At 70.9% G+C, this 15,600-nt stretch carries 17 protein-coding genes; 10 read left to right on the plus strand and 7 right to left on the minus strand.

All coding sequences use genetic code 11. From position 1 onward, the window contains the following. Positions 1-57: 57 nt before the first annotated feature. Positions 58-1,269, plus strand: a complete 1,212-nt coding sequence (locus O5O46_RS35310) for an alpha/beta fold hydrolase (RefSeq protein WP_333482361.1) — start codon at positions 58-60, stop codon at positions 1,267-1,269. On the opposite strand, the gene O5O46_RS12500 is transcribed toward O5O46_RS35310, so the two are convergent. The 4 genes from O5O46_RS12500 to O5O46_RS12515 form a co-directional block, all read right to left on the minus strand. Beyond that, on the minus strand, positions 1,256-2,356 hold the full coding sequence (locus tag O5O46_RS12500) for an alpha/beta hydrolase (RefSeq protein WP_269855423.1): 1,101 nt from the start codon (positions 2,354-2,356) through the stop codon (positions 1,256-1,258). The two genes, O5O46_RS35310 and O5O46_RS12500, sit on opposite strands and share 14 nt — an antisense overlap. A gap of 69 nt (positions 2,357-2,425) precedes the next feature. Further along, on the minus strand, positions 2,426-3,523 hold the full coding sequence (locus O5O46_RS12505) for a DUF1648 domain-containing protein (RefSeq protein WP_269855424.1): 1,098 nt from the start codon (positions 3,521-3,523) through the stop codon (positions 2,426-2,428). Then, complete coding sequence (locus tag O5O46_RS12510) at positions 3,520-3,960, minus strand: GntR family transcriptional regulator (RefSeq protein ID WP_269855425.1); 441 nt, start codon at positions 3,958-3,960, stop codon at positions 3,520-3,522. Before O5O46_RS12510 ends, O5O46_RS12505 begins: the two co-directional genes overlap by 4 nt. 73 nt (positions 3,961-4,033) lie before the next feature. Further along, positions 4,034-4,534, minus strand: a complete 501-nt coding sequence (locus tag O5O46_RS12515; protein WP_269855426.1) for a DUF2269 domain-containing protein — start codon at positions 4,532-4,534, stop codon at positions 4,034-4,036. A gap of 124 nt (positions 4,535-4,658) precedes the next feature. On the opposite strand from O5O46_RS12515, the gene O5O46_RS12520 reads away from it, so the two are divergent. From O5O46_RS12520 to O5O46_RS12530, 3 genes are all read left to right on the plus strand, one after another. Next, a complete protein-coding gene (locus O5O46_RS12520) occupies positions 4,659-5,291 on the plus strand; it encodes an HAD family hydrolase (protein WP_269855427.1) in 633 nt (210 codons plus the stop codon). Positions 5,292-6,385: 1,094 nt separating this feature from the next. Continuing rightward, positions 6,386-8,032 (plus strand): globin domain-containing protein, encoded by a 1,647-nt coding sequence (locus O5O46_RS12525; protein ID WP_269855573.1) that lies wholly within the window; start codon positions 6,386-6,388, stop codon positions 8,030-8,032. Positions 8,033-8,114: 82 nt separating this feature from the next. Then, positions 8,115-8,813: a pyridoxamine 5'-phosphate oxidase family protein gene (locus O5O46_RS12530; protein ID WP_269855428.1), complete on the plus strand. Its 699-nt coding sequence runs from the start codon at positions 8,115-8,117 to the stop codon at positions 8,811-8,813. Between the two features lie 7 nt (positions 8,814-8,820). Here O5O46_RS12530 and O5O46_RS12535 read toward each other — a convergent pair whose 3' ends face one another. Together O5O46_RS12535 and O5O46_RS12540 are read right to left on the minus strand one after the other, a co-directional pair. Next, entirely contained in the window at positions 8,821-9,321 is a 501-nt protein-coding gene (locus O5O46_RS12535; RefSeq protein ID WP_269855429.1) for an NUDIX domain-containing protein, read from the minus strand. Positions 9,322-9,404: 83 nt separating this feature from the next. Then, a complete protein-coding gene (locus O5O46_RS12540) occupies positions 9,405-10,340 on the minus strand; it encodes a LysR family transcriptional regulator (protein ID WP_269855430.1) in 936 nt (311 codons plus the stop codon). A 348-nt stretch (positions 10,341-10,688) separates the two neighbouring features. Between O5O46_RS12540 and O5O46_RS12545 the strand changes: the two genes are divergently transcribed. Continuing rightward, positions 10,689-11,099, plus strand: a complete 411-nt coding sequence (locus O5O46_RS12545) for an SSI family serine proteinase inhibitor (RefSeq protein WP_269855431.1) — start codon at positions 10,689-10,691, stop codon at positions 11,097-11,099. Positions 11,100-11,128: 29 nt separating this feature from the next. Here the strand turns inward: O5O46_RS12545 and O5O46_RS12550 are convergent, their stop codons facing one another. After that, positions 11,129-12,262, minus strand: coding sequence for a cystathionine gamma-lyase (locus tag O5O46_RS12550; RefSeq protein WP_269855432.1), 1,134 nt, complete (start codon positions 12,260-12,262; stop codon positions 11,129-11,131). Between the two features lie 110 nt (positions 12,263-12,372). On the opposite strand from O5O46_RS12550, the gene O5O46_RS12555 reads away from it, so the two are divergent. Genes O5O46_RS12555 through O5O46_RS12575 form a run of 5 tightly spaced genes read left to right on the plus strand, consistent with a single transcriptional unit; the run spans position 12,373 to position 15,569 of the window. Further along, positions 12,373-12,750 (plus strand): DoxX-like family protein, encoded by a 378-nt coding sequence (locus tag O5O46_RS12555; protein ID WP_269855433.1) that lies wholly within the window; start codon positions 12,373-12,375, stop codon positions 12,748-12,750. Next, positions 12,747-13,625, plus strand: a complete 879-nt coding sequence (locus O5O46_RS12560; RefSeq protein ID WP_269855434.1) for a DUF3419 family protein — start codon at positions 12,747-12,749, stop codon at positions 13,623-13,625. Before O5O46_RS12555 ends, O5O46_RS12560 begins: the two co-directional genes overlap by 4 nt. Next, positions 13,622-14,395: a DUF2071 domain-containing protein gene (locus O5O46_RS12565; protein WP_269855435.1), complete on the plus strand. Its 774-nt coding sequence runs from the start codon at positions 13,622-13,624 to the stop codon at positions 14,393-14,395. The genes O5O46_RS12560 and O5O46_RS12565 overlap by 4 nt, the downstream gene beginning before the upstream one ends. After that, positions 14,392-15,150, plus strand: a complete 759-nt coding sequence (locus tag O5O46_RS12570) for a class I SAM-dependent methyltransferase (protein ID WP_269855436.1) — start codon at positions 14,392-14,394, stop codon at positions 15,148-15,150. Before O5O46_RS12565 ends, O5O46_RS12570 begins: the two co-directional genes overlap by 4 nt. Then, a complete protein-coding gene (locus tag O5O46_RS12575; protein WP_269855437.1) occupies positions 15,147-15,569 on the plus strand; it encodes a hypothetical protein in 423 nt (140 codons plus the stop codon). Before O5O46_RS12570 ends, O5O46_RS12575 begins: the two co-directional genes overlap by 4 nt. Positions 15,570-15,600 lie beyond the last annotated feature (31 nt).

Below are 15,600 nucleotides of genomic sequence, written 5' to 3' on the forward strand. Positions count from 1 at the left end.
CCCGTCGGCTCCGCGCGAGCATCCGGCGTTGTCAGTGGTGCCTGTCAGTCTGGTCACATGAAGCCGTCGACTCCGTGGACGCTCGTCCGCATCCAGCGTGCGCTGCACGCCAGTTGGGCCGCTGACACCTGCTCGGCGGACGACGTCGCGCGTGCCCCCTGGCAGCCGGACAATCCGGCATGGGGCCACTGCGACATCACCTCGCTGGTGGTGCACGACCTGTTCGGCGGCGAGATGGTGCTCGGCCAGGTGCGCCTCGGCGACGAGGAGCGCGGCCACCACTGGTGGAACCGGCTGCCCGGTGGGGCGGAGGTCGACCTGACGCGCGAGCAGTTCCGGCTGGGGGAGTCCGTGATCGGTGGGCGGGCCGTGCCGCGCCCACCCGGCCTGCCGGTACGCAGAAGGGCGGAGTACCTGCTGCTACGCGACCGCCTGGCCCGGCAGTTGGGGTCCGAGCTGCCGCCGTCTCAGGCGGGGGAGGCCGAGCCGGTGCGCGGATGCCTGGAGATGCACGGGCGCCGGCTGTCCTACCTGGACTTCGGCGGACCTGGGCGGCCACTGCTCGCGCTGCACGGGCACTTCTGCGAGGGTCGTACGTTCACCCGCCTCGCCCGGCAACTCGCCCCGCATTGGCGCGTGATCGCGCCTGACCAGCGCGGTCACGGCCACTCGGACCGGCCGGTGTCCGGGGAGCGGGACAGGCCGGACTACTCCCGCTCCGGTTACATACAGGACGCGGCGGCGCTGCTCGACCGGCTCGACCTCGGCCCCACGGTGGTGCTGGGGCACTCGCTCGGCGGGGTCAACGCCTACCAACTCGCCGCCCGGCACCCACACCTGGTCAGCGCGCTGGTGATCGAGGACATCGGAGCAGTGGTCGATGACGACCTGTCCTTCTGCCTGGTGTGGCCCAGCCGGGCGCCGAGCAGGGCGGCGCTGGTCGAACGGCTGGGGGATGCCGCGCGCTATCTCACGGACTCCATACGTGAGTTCGCGGACGGCTGGGGGCTGGCCTTCCGGTCGACGGACATGGTCGCCTCTCACCGGCGGCTCCTCGGCAACCACTGGGGGGACTGGTTGGCCACCGACTGCCCGGCGCTGCTCGTCCATGGCGCGTTCAGCGACACGCTGGACGCCGAGCACGCCAAGGACATGGCGGCCCGGCGTCCGAACACGCGGCTCGTGGAGCTGCCCACGGGTCACACGGTCCACCAGAGCGATCCCAGCGGATACGCCCTGGCCGTGGGCGGGTTCCTCAGCTCGCTGTGAGCTGCCGCCAGGGGCGGACGAAGTCGTGCAGGGCGCGTCGCGCGGCCGGGGCGAGCGTCCGGCCGTTGACCGGGCTGCCCGCCGGATGCAGTAGGTGGTCGAGGCCGGGCAACACCCGTAGCCCAGGACCGGTGGTACGGGCGCTGGCCAGGGCGGCGAGCAACGGCGGGGTGGTGCGGCACGGCACATTGACGTCCGCGGTGCCGCAGGTGACCAGTGCACGGGTGCCGTGGGCGATGCCCCGGGCGATGTCCGGCGGATAGCTGGCGTCGTCGCTGCGGACGAAGACGGCGTTGTGCGGACCGAACAAGGCTTTCAGGAAGGAGGCGATGGATGGCAGCAGCCCCGAGGTACCCACTTGGTGGTGGGCGCGGAACTCCGCGATGGCCCGGTGTACACCGGCCTTGTTCAACGCCGCCGGACGCGCGCTGAGTTGGCCGGCTGCGACGGCCTGGTCCAGCTGACCGGCGAGCTGGTAGTCGACCGCGTCCAGCAGCCGGGTGTCCTGCGGGGCGATCAGCGCAAGCCCGGCGGGCTTCTGCCGTACGGCGCGGTCCACCAGCAGGGCCTGGAGGCCGCCCTCGCTGTGCCCGACGATGAGCAGCGCGTTCGGGTCGGCCTCGGGCTGGGCCCGCAGGGCGTCGTACGCGGCCACGGCCTGACGGGTGTAGGCGGCCATGTCGATGTGGTCGGAGTTGCGGTAGCGGCCCCAGCCGGTGTTGCCGGTGCCGTACTTGTCGAAGCGCAGGCTCATCACGCCGTCGTCGCCGAGGGTGCCGGCGAACAGGGCCAGGGTGTGCGGGGCGAACGCGGGTGGTTCGTCACCGTCGCGGTCGGTCAGGCCGCTGCCCGGGATCAGCAGGGCGGCGGCGAGCCGGTGGCCCGCGCGATGGGCGGGGATGTGCACGGTGCCGTACGCCGTGCTGTCGTCGGCGGTGAACCGTATCGGGCGGTCGGTGGCCGCTATCAGGGGCGCGGGGCGGGCGGCCGCGGTCGCCTGGGCCACCGGTCCGACGGTGGTGACGGCCACCGCGGTCAGTAAGGCGGCCTGGATACGCCGCCGCCAGGCGGTGTTGTGCCAACGCATCTGTCCTCCGGGGAAGTTGGGGAACCGCTGAACCACAAGGGCGGTGGGTGTGATGTGACGGAACGGCGGTCAGTGGACGATCAGCGGCAGGAGGAGCGGAACGCCCACGATGAGCACGAGCAACACCAGTGCGCGAGGGTTGCCGAAGTTGAAGGTCCACCCGAAACCGGACCGTTTCTGCACCATTAGCGAGGGATCGGTGCGGTTGGCGTAGAACGATCCGGCCACGTGCCAGTAACGGTCGTCGTCGCGCTGGACCATGCCGGTCTCCGGCTCTCGCGCCGCGCCGTCCGCCGCGGGCAGTCGGCTGCCCGCCTGCCCGGTGCGCAGTGCGACGCCGACCACGACGAGCAGACCGACCAGCAGCGGCAGCAGGACGAGAAACGGCGACAGGCTTCCGGTGTGCCACATGGACCAGGCCGCGACGAACATCGACAGATTGACGCAGGCGGCGAGCAGCAGCAGGCAGACCACCGCGCGCACCGAGAAGCGCCGGTGCCTGCGCGCGGAGTCGACCGGCCGCGCCGGGTCCAGTTCAGGCCGGGCACGGAACGAGAACCAGGACAGCCCCAGGAGCAGCGCGGTCACCCCGGCCTGCGTGAAGACCAGGAAGAAGACGCTGCCGATCGACTTGGTGGCGTAGTTGTCCGCGTGACCGACCGCGTTGAAGTGCACCGGAAGGCGTTCGGGCACCGACGGGTAGACGACGACGCCGGTCACGGCCGTGGCCGCGACGATCAGCAGGGCGGGGATCGACCAGAGCCAGGGGAAGCGTTCCGTTTCGGTGCGCAGCGAGGTGTCGGCCACCACGCCCTGGCGTAGGCCGCGATACCAATCCTCGTCGCGTTTGACCGCCGCGATCGCCCTGTTGGCCCGGGCGAAGGCGGCCAGGGCCAGGGCCGCAAGCAGCAGGGGCGACATGCCGGGGAAGCCGAAGTGGGTAGTAGCCGTCAGCGTGGTGCACACCGCGATCACTCCCGCGCCGCCGACGCCCACCATCCACCGGTAGCGCCCGCGCTGTTCGGCGATCACCGGGGCGTTCACGCGCGCGGCGGGGATCCGTACCCCGAAGGGCAGGGTGGGGCTGGTCAGCGAGGGCGTGAGCCACACAAGTGCCGTGATCACCAGTCCCAGGAGCGGGTCGACCAGTAGCCCTGCGCTGTTCATGACGCCGAATCTCCTTGCTTCGCCCCGTGGTCCGCGCCGTGTGCGACGAGCGCGGTTGGTGTGAACGAGGCCAGTACGGAGGCGCAGCTGTCCAGTACCGCCGGGTCGCCGACGCCATGCGCGACCGCTTCGGCGAGCAGCGTCCGCAGCCGTGTCTCCCACTCGTCGGTGAAACCGGGTTCCGGTGGACCAGTGCTGGCGTCACGCTGGACCAGGGCGCCGCTCTTGCGGTTGATCCGCAGCAGTCCTTCCCGTCGCAGCAGGTCGTAGGCCTTGTTCACGGTGTGGAAATTGATGCCCAGATCGACCGCGAGCTGCCGGGTGGAGGGCAGCGAACCGCCCTCGACCAGCTCACCGGATGCGATGGCCTCCACGATCCGGTCCCGGATCTGTAGGTAGATCGGCACCTCGCTGCCCAGATCGAGGCTGAGGATCACGTCCGAACTCCCGCTGTCGCTCTGCTATAGCTTTTATAGAACAGTACAGCCAACTGGCCTAGCCCCAGGGGTGTTAGGAATGTGACAGGACCTTGGTGGAGCGACGGGTGCGCCCCCAGGGCTTGGTCACCGAGATCGCGGTGATGAAGACGTACAGCGCCAGCGCCACGCTAGGCGCGATGACGAGGTCCCGGCCGCCGGCTGGCACCGGAAGCCCGGCCACCGCCGCGTCCGCGGCCTGCCCGATGACGGTGCGCAACGCCAGGATCGAGGCCGCGGTGGCCGCCAGCGTCAGCCAGAACTTCGTGAGGACCCAGCGGTGCCGGGCCAGCCCCCAGTGCGTGCCGAGCGACAGCACCAGACCGCTGACCAGTGTGAGCAGGCTGACCGGCGTGACAAGCCAGTCGGCGAGGATCCGCATGGCCGGGTAGGCGGCGGCAGCGGTTGCCGGATCACGGCTCCCGGCACCCGCGATGCCAAGGGCGAGCAGCGCGGCAGTGAGGCCGAGCCAGCCGACGGATACGGTGACGTGGAGTACGAGGACGGCGCGGCGCGTCCGACGGGTGAGGTTCATGGTCCCACCGTCGCCGGGGTCGCGCGTCCAGGCGTCGCACACCGGGAGTATTCGCGACGTCTTCTCTGGCAGCAGACCCGCTGGACCCACCGATATCGTGCCCTGACACTCAGGAGGGGGTTCGGTGGCGAAGCTGCACCTGTTCGACATGGACGGAACGCTTCTGTACGGCTCGTCCGCGAATGTGGAACTCGCGCGGGAACTGGGGCTGGTCGAGGAGTTCCATGCCCTGGACGCCGACTTCCTGGCCGGGCTGATCGACTCGCCCCACTATGCGCGGCGGGCGTACGAGTTGTGGCAGGGCCTGACCGCGGCGCAGGTGGCGGCCGCGTTCGCGGCGGCGCCCTGGCTGGAGGGTATACGTGAAGTCTGGGCGGACATCCGGGCCCGCGGTGAGTACTGTGCGGTGATCTCGCTTTCCCCGGACTTCTTTGTCCGTCGGCTTACGGCGTGGGGTGCGCACGCGGCGTTCGGCGGCAGGTTCCCGGAACTTCCTTTCCGCGGCGCGCCGTTGGACGTGTCCGGTCTACTGGCGCCGGAGTCGAAGGTCCGGATCGCGGATCGGCTGTGCGCGGAGTACGGACTCACCCGCGCGCAGTGCGTTGCGTACGGGGACTCGATGTCGGACGCCGCGTTGTTCTCGGTGGTGCCGACCTCGGTGGCGGTGAACGGCGACCATCATGTGAGCGGGCTCGCCACGTTCTCGTATGCCGGTCAGGACCTGCGTGCCGCCTACGAGTTGGTACAGGGCGTCTGACCAGCGCGAAGGCGCCGGTTCGCCGATTATTACCCACGGGTAATTAGTCGGTGCCGCAACTCGGCGGTCGCCCTAAAGTAGTTGATGACCCGGGATGATGCTAAGTAAGTGAATTCCGGGCGTCTGTGGGCAGAATCACGGAAATTGGCGGAACTTGGATCCACCGGGGGTATCGGGGCTTGTGGATTCCCGGCCGCCCGGTATGGTCGACTGCGATCGTTCGCGGCCTGCCGCCGCGAAGCCGGAGAGTCCGTCGGGTGGAATCGATGTGCAGCAAGGGCAGGGCCGAAGCCGTGAGCCAACCCACCTTAACCTGAACAGCCCTCCGTTACCCGGACTTCCGGCTATTTGTCCTATGCCGCTGCGGGACGTGGCACGCTCTCCCCGTTGCGACCGGCCGCCGACGGCCACGTTGGGGGCTGGTGCGGCGCGTCCGCTCCGCCGGTACTGTGGCGCGGCCCAGCGGGAAGCGGCGGAGCGGCGGAATGCGGATATTGAATGGGGGACAGCCGGAACGCCGCCTGCGGCGTTTCGATTGTGACGTATGAAAACCGACCGGGAGATGTTCGAGGCAGACCATGGACGCTCTGACCAGCAGTTCGGCCGATCGGGGGCCCGGTTCCGATAGCGGATACGCCAAGGGTCGAACTGGCGAGGCGAACGCCGCTTCCGCCGCATCGAGGTCGGATAACCAGGGCGATTGGGACTGGTTCGCCCCGGCGAAGCCGCACTCCACGGACGATCCGGCCAATGGCGATCCCGACACCGGCGACTTTTCCAACTCCGGCCAGGGAGAGGCCGACCCGCACCAGCGGTCGGCCGACGGCGGCGGTGCCGGCATACCCAGCCGTGCCCCGACGGCGATACGGCCGGTGGGGAGCAGCCCCCGGCGAAGCGAGCCCGGCGGTCAGGACCTGGCTCCCGGTGCGCGATGGGGTACGGAGCGGGACGTTCCGCCTCCGGCGGAGGCCACCCGTCCGGGGCTGCCGACCCGGCCCCGGCAGCCCGCGAGGTCGGCCGAGGAAGCGGCGGAAGCCACGTGGAGCGGCCGCCCGGACACGGTGCCCCAGCAGCGCGGCGCGCAATCCGACGCCATGGGACGGCAGATGGGCGCTGTCGCCCCGCACGCAGGGCGCCGAGAGACGCCGCCTCAGTCCGAAGGCTCCTGGTTCGACCCCTCACCGGCCAACCCCACCGAACACCAGCGGCCCTCGCCCACGAACCCGAGCACCGAGGCGCCTCAACCGGCCGCCGAGGCCCGGACGCCGGAGCCGTCCGCCACGTGGGGGAGCACTCCGCCGGTGCCCGGCGTCCACGCTCCGCGTTCTTCCGGTGCCACTGCGGCCGAACCATCCGCCGCGGCACGGCAGTTCACGGCGCCGCAGCAGCCGACGGCCCCGCAAGAAGGGGCTCAGTGGGAGCCCGGCGGACCGGCCGCGCGCCAACCCGCCACCGAAGCACGGCACTCCGCGGCACCCGAGCCTCAACCCCCCGTCACTGCAAGGCCGTCCGCCGCACCCCGGCCCACGGCGCCGGAACCCCCCGCGTCGCGGGGCGAGCCCACGCGTACCACTGTCCCCGCGCCGCGGGCGACCGCCAAGGACGCGACCTCGTCCGCCGACGCCGTGCTCATCCGTCGCACGATGGATGCCATCGAGCCCGTCGCGGACAAGACCACCTCGTACTTCTACGCGCTGCTGTTCCTGGGCCATCCCGAGCTGCGCGACCTGTTCCCAGCGGCGATGGACGCGCAGCGCGACCGGCTGTTCAAGGCGCTGCTGACCGCCGCCAAGCACGTGGACGACGCCGACACGCTCACCGAGTACCTCTCCAACCTCGGTCGCGGGCACCGCAAGTACGGCACCAGGCCCGAGCACTACCCCGCGGTCGGCGAGTGCCTGCTCGGCGCGCTCGCCCGCTACGCGTCCGATGTCTGGAACGAGGAGGTGGAAGCCGCCTGGGTGCGCGCCTACACCGCCATCTCGCAGATCATGATCGACGCCGCGGCCGCCGCGGAGCTGACCTCACCGCCGTGGTGGCAGGCGGAGGTCGTCAACCATGAGCGGCGCACCAAGGACATCGCCGTCGTCACCGTCCGCCCCGACCAGCCGTACCCCTTTCTCGCCGGGCAGTACACCAGTGTGGAGACGCCGTGGTGGCCGCGGGTGTGGCGGCACTACTCGTTCGCCTCCGCCCCGCGCCCGGACGGACTGCTGTCCTTCCACATCAAGGCCGTACCGGCCGGATGGGTCAGCTCGGCTCTCGTCAACCGTGCCCGCCCCGGTGACGTGATCCGGCTCGGTCCTCCCGCCGGTTCCATGATTGTGGACCACGGCACTGACAACGGGCTGCTGTGCCTGGGCGGCGGTACCGGCATCGCGCCGATCAAGGCGCTGGTCGAGGACGTGGCGGAGCACGGCCGCAGACGCGCGGTCGAGGTCTTCTACGGCGCCCGCAGCGGCCATGACCTCTACGACCTGGACACCATGCTCCGGCTTGAGCAGGAGCACTCGTGGCTCTCGGTGCGCCCGGTGGTCTCCGAGGGGCCGTCCGGCGGGCTGACCGGGCCGCTGTCCGAGGTGGTGTCGCGGTGCGGTCCATGGCACTCGTTCGACGCGTATCTGTCCGGCCCGGCCGGGATGATCCGCAGCAGCGTCGACGCGCTGGTGGGTATCGGCATGCCCGCACACCGCATACGTCATGACTCGGTGGCGGAGCTGGTCGGAGCGGCAGGGCACTGAACGAGCGGCGTGCTCAACTCACGGTGTCCGACAAGGCGTTCAACACATCTCGGGAGAAACGTTGAACCAAGATCCTCTTGACTTGACGTTCGCCGCGCGACGGCCTGGTAGCGATGGTGAGCACCAGATCCAGCGGGAACTCGGCACGGTGGAGCGTGCCGACCGTTTCTACCGGGAGCAGGTCCGCGACCGACTCAACGCGCGGATGCGGGAGTTCACGGCGCGGCAGGAGATGCTGTTCCTGTCCACGGCGGACCGCGACGGCGAGTGCGACAGCTCGTTCCGCGCGGGACCGCCGGGGTTCATCCGGGTGCTGGACGACCGGACGCTCACGTACCCCGAGTACCGGGGCAACGGCGTGATGGCCTCGCTGGGCAACATCCGGCAGAACCCGCATGTCGGGATCCTGATGATCGACTTCTCCCGGGACCGCATCGGTCTGCACGTCAACGGTCGCGCCCGGCTGGTCCCCGACGATCTTATGCGCGCCACCCACCCTGATCTGCCGGTCGACCCGGTGCCGGGGCGGCGTCCGCAGGTGTGGGTGGAGGTGGCGGTCGTGGAGGCGTACATCCACTGCTCCAAGCACATTCCGCGACTGGTCAAGGCGCCACGAACCGGCGCCTATGGCGACGGCGAACAGGTTTGGGGCACGGACGACGTCAAACGCAAGGGCGGGGACTATTTCGGCGCCGCCGCCGAGGCACGGCAGCGGGTGGCCACCGAGCCGTGCGGTGCTGGGGGCGCCGACCAGCAGGGCGGATTCGAGTGGTTCGGCTGAGGTCCGCTCACCCGAGGTCGTTGGCGAGCAGTGCCCGGACGCCCTCGATGTTCGCGTCGAGGTAGCCGCGCAGCGAGGGCGGGACCACGTCGACGGACACCACGCCCTCGCGGGTGAACGGGACACGGACGACCTCGTACGTTCCACATGGCTCGTCCACCTCGGGGCCGTGCCGTCGGGACAGGTCCATCGAGGCCAGTCGGCAGACGAAGAAGTGCTGCACCTTCACCCCGCGCACGCCGTCCTCACGAACGTGTTCGACGGTGTCCACGAAGGCCGGAACGACATCCGTCACCTTGGCGCCGAGTTCCTCGTCGACCTCGCGGTGCAGGGCGTCGACCACCGTGGCGTCCTCGGGCTCCACTCCACCGCCGGGAGTGATCCAGTACGGCGGCTCACCCGGCTTGGTGCGCTTGATCAGCAGGAGGTGGTCGCCGTCGAGGAGGATCGCCCGTGCGGTGCGTTTGACCACCGGCCGGGCGGCGGGATCTGGGCTGTCCGCTGCCATGGAGGAAAAATGCCGCACCTCGGCGGTGGTGAAACGCCTTGGCCGGGGCGAATCGGAGTGCGAGATTCCAAGGGCTCCGGCGGTCACCACTCGGCGGCGGCGTTGAGCAGCCGCTCGTGCGCGCGGGCCAGGTGCGGCAGGGCGAGGGTGCCCGCGCGGACCACCAGGTAGTAGGTGCGCAGCGGTGGAATCCGCGGTTCGAGTACCGGGACGACCTCACCGGCGGCGATCGCGGCGGCGCACAGATAGCGCGGCAGCACGGCCATCCCGGCGCCCGACCGTACGCACTCCAGCACCGCTCTCAGGTCCGGTACGACCACGGTGGCGTCGGCGACCGGTTTGCCGCCGAACACCTCCGCCCAGTAGCCGACCAGCAGCGGGAGATCCTCCTCGTAGCCGACGAGCGGAACGCTGTCGAGCGCTTCCACCAGTTCCGCGGTGGGCTCGGACGCCGGTGCCCGCAGCGGTGTGGGCGCGGGCGTCGTGAGGAGCGCGCCGATATGTTCCGCCCATCGCGGCGCGGTGACCAGCACCTGTTCCTCGTCCCACAGCGGCGTGGCGTGCAGCAGCCGGGCCCGTGGCCGGGTGGTGCCGACGACCAGATCGTGCCGCCCCTCCGCGAGGCCGGCCAGCGCCTCGTCCCCGCAGCTGTGTGCGACCCGCAGGGCGAAGCTCTCCCCGGCGAGCGGCGCCAGCGCGGGCAGCACCCGTAGCGCCGTGAACTCTGTGGGACCGGCGAGGTGCAGCGTACGGTCCTGTGCCGCGCCGTCCAGCTCGCTCTCGGCGATCTCGCGGAGTGCGTCGAGGTGGGGCGCCACCTTGTGCGCGAGCTCGTCCCCCACGGTGGTGGCGGCGACGCCGCGCGGTAGACGGAGGAACAACTGGCGGCCCAACTGGCGTTCAAGGCTGCGGATCTGCCCGGTCACCGCGGGCTGGGAGAGCCCCAGGAGCTGCGCGGCCCTGGTGAACGACCCGGCCCGGTGCACAGCGACGAAGGTGCGCAACAGGGCCAGATCCATGGGTGCTCCTTGTTCGGTGCGTATGCAGGAGGCGTTTGCCTGGCGAATCGGCAACGATAAATATGTCGATGGGCACGCTCTATAACTGTGATTGGACACTGACGCAGAGTCAACTAACCTTGTGGGGGCGCTACTTCGCGCCGAGGGGCAGGGCGGTCGGAGCCACGAGGGGGGAGGCTCTGACCGCCCGTTCCCGTTACGCGCCGCTACCGGGCCGGACGCGGCCCCGGGGCCGCGCCGCTGTTCCCGGCTTCGGCCGACACGCCGCCATGCGAGTGACGATCACGGAGAGTGGTTCGTGGACTCGCTATTGCTTCGGTGAGCTGTCCCCGAAGCAGAGGAGACCCCATGGGCACCATCGCCCGCCGAATCGTTCCGCTGGCGCTGGCCTTGTCCGCCGTGCTGGCTCCGCTCGCGGCGGCTCCGGTCGCCGCCGAGCCCGCCGCCCGCGCGGTGCTGAAGCTCAGCATCGAACACCGGCACCACCGCCACGGCCGCAGCGCGCCCACCAGGGTCCTGCTGCTGTGCGGGCCCGCCGGCGGTACGCATCCGTCCCCCCAGGCGGCCTGCACGGCGCTGGAGGACGCGCGTGGGCACTTCAGACGGTTGCGGCGGGCGACGCGGCTGTGTCCGATGGTCGTGGACCCGGTGACGGTCAGGGCGCACGGTCACTGGTGGGGCAGGCCGGTCCGGTTCCGGCGGACGTACGTGAACAGTTGCGTGGCCGCCCGGCAGACCGGAGGGGTGTTCGCCTTCTGAGCCCGCCGCGGTGTGGGGGTTCCGCGCGGCTAACGCGCCGCGTTCAGTGCCTGGAGCACGTCGGCCACGATGTCCTGCGTGTCCTCCACGCCGACGGAGAACCGGATGAACCCCTCCGGAACCGTGTCTCCTCCCCAACGGGCCCGGCGCTCCGCGGTGCTGAGCACCGAGCCGAAGCTGGTCGCCTCCCCGGCCAGTCGCAGTGCGGCGAGGAAGCGGTCGGCGTGCTCGCGATCGGGCAGGACGAAGGACACCACGGGCCCGAAGTTGCGCATCTGCCGCGCCGCCACCTGGTGTGCCGGGTCGGTCGGCAGCCCGGGGTAGCGCAGCCCGGTCACCTCCTCGCGCTGGCCCAGGGCGTTGGCCAGCGCGAGCGCGTTGCGCTGCTGCTGGGCGACCCGCAGATGGAGCGTCGCCAGGGAGCGGTGGGCCAGCCATGCCTCCATCGGGCCGGGGATCGCGCCCACGGTCTTGCGCCACAGCCGCACTGACGCCGCCAACCGTGGGTCCCGTGCGGTCACATAGCCAAGCAGCAGGTCTCCGTGGCCGGTCAGCGCCTTGGTGCCGCTGGCCACCGCGAAGTCCGCACCCAGTTCCAGGGGCCGCTGGCCCAGCGGTGTGGCCAGCGTGTTGTCGACTGCGACCAGGGCGCCGACCGAGTGCGCGGCGTCCGCGAGCCGCCGGATGTCGCAGACGTCCAGGCCGGGGTTGGAGGGCGTCTCGATCCACAGCAGCCGCGCGCCGTCCAGGGCGTCCAGTTGGGCATCGCCTGCCGTTGGCGCCAGCCGTACCCGGACGCCGTACGACTCAAGCCGCTGTCGCAGCGCACGGGTTGTCTGGTAGCAGTCGGAGGGCAGTACCACCGTGTCCCCGGAACACACCTGGGAGAGGAGCACCGCCGATACCGCGGCCATTCCGGAGGCGAAGGCGACCGTCTCCGCCGGGGCTTCCGGCGACTCCAACCCGCAGATCGCCTCTTCCAGACGGCTCCAGGTCGGGTTGTCGTCACGGCCGTAGGTGTAGGGGCCGACCGCCTCGCCGGGCAGGTGGTAGTGCGCCGCGAAGGTCGGACCCGGTAGCGACGGGGCGTACGGCTCGGCGGGTGGCCTGCCAGCGTGCACGCTTCGGGTGCCGTCCCCTGTCCCGGTGGGGCGTTCGGACATCGCTGCCTCCTGTTCGGACGGTCGATGTTTCACGTGAAACCAGGATCCCGCCGGAGGGCGGATCGGTATGCGCTGGTTGTATATGGCCTGTGATCCTAAAAGGCGGGGGGATGCCGGGATGGCGGGTTGTGGCGCCGCGGGCAGCTGTCGCACTGGTGTGGTTCTACGAAGGCCTGTGGTGCAAGGTCGTCCCCGGGCGGGCTGACCAGCGCGCGATCATCACGCAGATTCCGCTGCTACCGCACTGGGCGGTGACACCGGTGATGGTGTCAATCGGCTTAGCGGAGGCGGCGGTTGGGGTGTGGGCCCTCAGTGGAGTCCGGCCGTATCTGGCGGCGGGCGTCCAGACCTGGCTGATCGGATCGTTCAATCTGGGTGGGCTGCTGTTCGCACCGGACCGAATAGCCGAGCCGGGACGGCTGATCGTGATGAACCTCGCGCTGATCTGCCTGATCTGGCTGGTGGCCGAGCGGCGGGCGTCCCGATGAGGGAGACCCCTTGGTCGACCGGGCGGATCCTCACCGCGCAGAGCGGTGGCCCCCGGCTGCTGTTCGGCCGGATGTACGAGGACCCGCGCATCGAGCTGCGCGCCTTCCCCGCCGCCGCCCGTGTGCTGTGCATCGCCTCGGCGGGCGATATGGCGGCCGCACTCGCGCACGCCGGACACGATGTCACCGCCGTCGACATCAACCCCCGCCAACTCGCCTACGCGGCGGACCGCGTGACCCACGGCGCCCCGGCCCGTACCGGTACCGCGGAGCGCCTGACGTCCGTCGGACGGCGTGCCGCCGCCGTGCTGCCCGGCTGGCGGCCCACGGAACTCGCGGCGTTCCTCGAACTGAACGACCCCGCACGCCAGTCGGCCTGGTGGCGGACACGGCTGGACGGCCCGGGGCTGCGCCTGCTGATGGGCGTCGCACTGCGGCCCGCAGGTCCGCTCGCCGCGCTGCTGCGCCCCGGATTCCGCGGCGTGGTCCCCACGCGCTTCGACGCCGTACTGCGTCAGCGCATCGCGGGCACCGTCGCCCGGCATCCGAACGCGGACAACCCCCTGCTGCGGTTGCTGCTGCTCGGACGGGCCCCCGATCCGGCGCCCGCCACGGGTGTGCGGTTCATGCACACCGAGGTGGCCGAACACCTGGAGTCGGTGACCCCCGGCAGCTATGACGCCGTGACGCTCTCCAACGTCCTGGACGGCCCGGGCGGTTCGTACGCCCGACGGCTGCGCGCCGCAGTGGAGCGCGCGGTACGGCCGGGGGGCCTCGCCGTTCTGCGCAGCCTGCGCGGCTCGGGGCGGCCCACCGACGACCGCTGCCCGCTGTGGGGAACCGTGCGTCTGATCCATACAGGAGGCTCCAGGTGAAGCATCTGCTGCGCCGCCATCCGATCCCGCTGCGCACGCACTTCGCGCACTCGCTCGTCCTGACCTACGCCTTCCCCGCCGACGTACTGCGGCCGCTGCTCACCCCCGGCCTGGAGCTCGACACCTACACGTCGGACGGGCAGGAGTACGGTTTCGCGGCGGTCGCGCTGGTCGATCTGCGGGCACTACGGCCGGTGTTCGCGCCACCGGTACTCGGTACCGACCAGCTGATGACCGGCTACCGGGTCTTCACCCGCTTCCGCACTCCGGGCGGGCGGACCATGCGCGGGCTGCGGATCCTGCGCAGTGACACCTCCAGCCCGGTGCTGGCGCTCGGTGGCAACGTGCTGACCCGCTACCACTACCAACTGGCCGGACTGCGCTGCCGGTTGACCGGTGACCGGCTGGAGTTCGCGGTCCGTTCCCGGGACGCGGCGGCCGATCTGCTGGTCGCCGCCGACCTCAAGGGAACCGCCACGCTGCCCGAGGACAGCCCCTTCGCCTCCCTGCGCGACGCCCGCCGCTTCGCGGGGCCGCTGCCTTACACGTTCGAGTACGAGCCGCGCGATGACAGCGTCACGGTGGTGAAGGCGTTCCGCACCCGGTGGGAGCCCCGGCCGGTGGATGTGGAGGTACGGCGGCTGACCTTCTTCGAGCACGGCGTTTTCACAGGTACCCGGCCCGTGCTGGCCAACGCCTTCCATGTGGCGGGCGTGGACTACGGCTGGCACGCGGGCGTACGGCATGGGACGGACGGGAGCCGGATATGACCGTCGAGGCCGTGGACGGTCCACCCGCACCGTCTGGCGCCCGGCATGTCGTCGCCTACAACTGGCCGCTGTATGTGGCGGGTTCTGCGGCGGCCGCCGCCGGTGCGGTGATCGGGCGCCGCCATCGGGCCGCCTGGGCGGGAAGCGCGCTGGCCGCGTGGTGGCTTTCGGCCAGTGTGCTGGCCAGTTACCGTGTATACGACCGTTCGCCGCTGCACAGCTGGCGGTGGCTGGACCGGGTGCTGCCGGAGGGGCCCGGGCGCCATCTGGTGGTCTCGGCCGGGCTGGACGAGGCGAGTGCGGTGTTGCGAGCCCGCTATCCCGGCGCTGCGCAGACCGTCGCCGACCTGTATGACGCGCTACCGGTGACGGAGTCCTCGTTGCGCCGGGCGCGCCGCCGGGTGCCACCGCAGCCGGGCTCGATACCGGCGCGCCCGCACCGGCTGCCGGGCGCCGACGCCTCGTACGACACGGTGATCGCGCCGTTCGCGGTGCACGAACTGCGGCGGGCCGCCGACCGGGAAGCGCTGCTGGCCGAGTGTGCCCGGATACTGCGGTCGGGCGGTGCCGTCGTGCTGGTCGAGCACTGCCGCGACGCCGCCAACACGGCGGTCTTCGGGCCTGGCGCCTGGCACTTCATGCCGAGGCGTGAGTGGCTGAGGCTTGCCGCCCGCTCGGGTCTCACGGTCGCCCACGAAGGGCGGATCGCGGGCTACGTCACCGTACTGGTGCTGCGGAAGCGGAGAGCGGCGTGACGGCGCTGCTCACCCTGGAGGGGCAGCTACGGCTGGTCGGACTGGCGTTGGTGGTCATGGGGGCGGTGCATGCCGTACTTCCCCGGTTGATGGGCTGGCCCGCCGATCTGGCGAGCACCACCTTGCTGACCCGGCAGGTGTCGTATGCGCACCTGTTCTTCATCGGGCTGGTCTGTGTGCTGTTCGGCCTGCTGCCGTTGGCGCTCGCGCCCGAACTGCTCGCCGGGACACGGCTGGGCACCGCGCTGCTCGCGGGCGAGACGGTCTTCTGGGGGTTGCGCTGGGTGTTCCAGTTCACGGTGTTCCCGGCTCGGTTGTGGCGCGGGAACCGGATGCGTACCGCGGCGCACATGGCGCTGGTGCTGTTGTGGACCTGGGTGGCGGCCGTTTTCGGCTATGCGCTGGCCGCCACCCCGTGATGCTGTGTTTCACGTGAAACATCAGCCGTCG

Source organism: Streptomyces sp. RPT161, from assembly GCF_027533845.1.
GTDB classification, from domain to species: domain Bacteria; phylum Actinomycetota; class Actinomycetes; order Streptomycetales; family Streptomycetaceae; genus Streptantibioticus_A; species Streptantibioticus_A silvisoli_A.

What these genes read in the sequence shown, in the direction of transcription:
- O5O46_RS12525 (WP_269855573.1), top strand. Translation starts at nt 6,386, where the DNA reads ATGGGACGGCAGATGGGCGCTGTCGCCCCGCACGCAGGGCGCCGAGAG.
- O5O46_RS12540 (WP_269855430.1), bottom strand. Translation starts at nt 10,340, where the DNA reads ATGGATCTGGCCCTGTTGCGCACCTTCGTCGCTGTGCACCGGGCCGGG.
- O5O46_RS12555 (WP_269855433.1), top strand. Translation starts at nt 12,373, where the DNA reads ATGCCGGGATGGCGGGTTGTGGCGCCGCGGGCAGCTGTCGCACTGGTG.
- O5O46_RS12505 (WP_269855424.1), bottom strand. Translation starts at nt 3,523, where the DNA reads ATGAACAGCGCAGGGCTACTGGTCGACCCGCTCCTGGGACTGGTGATC.
- O5O46_RS12515 (WP_269855426.1), bottom strand. Translation starts at nt 4,534, where the DNA reads ATGAACCTCACCCGTCGGACGCGCCGCGCCGTCCTCGTACTCCACGTC.
- O5O46_RS12545 (WP_269855431.1), top strand. Translation starts at nt 10,689, where the DNA reads ATGGGCACCATCGCCCGCCGAATCGTTCCGCTGGCGCTGGCCTTGTCC.
- O5O46_RS35310 (WP_333482361.1), top strand. Translation starts at nt 58, where the DNA reads ATGAAGCCGTCGACTCCGTGGACGCTCGTCCGCATCCAGCGTGCGCTG.
- O5O46_RS12500 (WP_269855423.1), bottom strand. Translation starts at nt 2,356, where the DNA reads ATGCGTTGGCACAACACCGCCTGGCGGCGGCGTATCCAGGCCGCCTTA.
- O5O46_RS12550 (WP_269855432.1), bottom strand. Translation starts at nt 12,262, where the DNA reads ATGTCCGAACGCCCCACCGGGACAGGGGACGGCACCCGAAGCGTGCAC.
- O5O46_RS12570 (WP_269855436.1), top strand. Translation starts at nt 14,392, where the DNA reads ATGACCGTCGAGGCCGTGGACGGTCCACCCGCACCGTCTGGCGCCCGG.
- O5O46_RS12535 (WP_269855429.1), bottom strand. Translation starts at nt 9,321, where the DNA reads ATGGCAGCGGACAGCCCAGATCCCGCCGCCCGGCCGGTGGTCAAACGC.
- O5O46_RS12560 (WP_269855434.1), top strand. Translation starts at nt 12,747, where the DNA reads ATGAGGGAGACCCCTTGGTCGACCGGGCGGATCCTCACCGCGCAGAGC.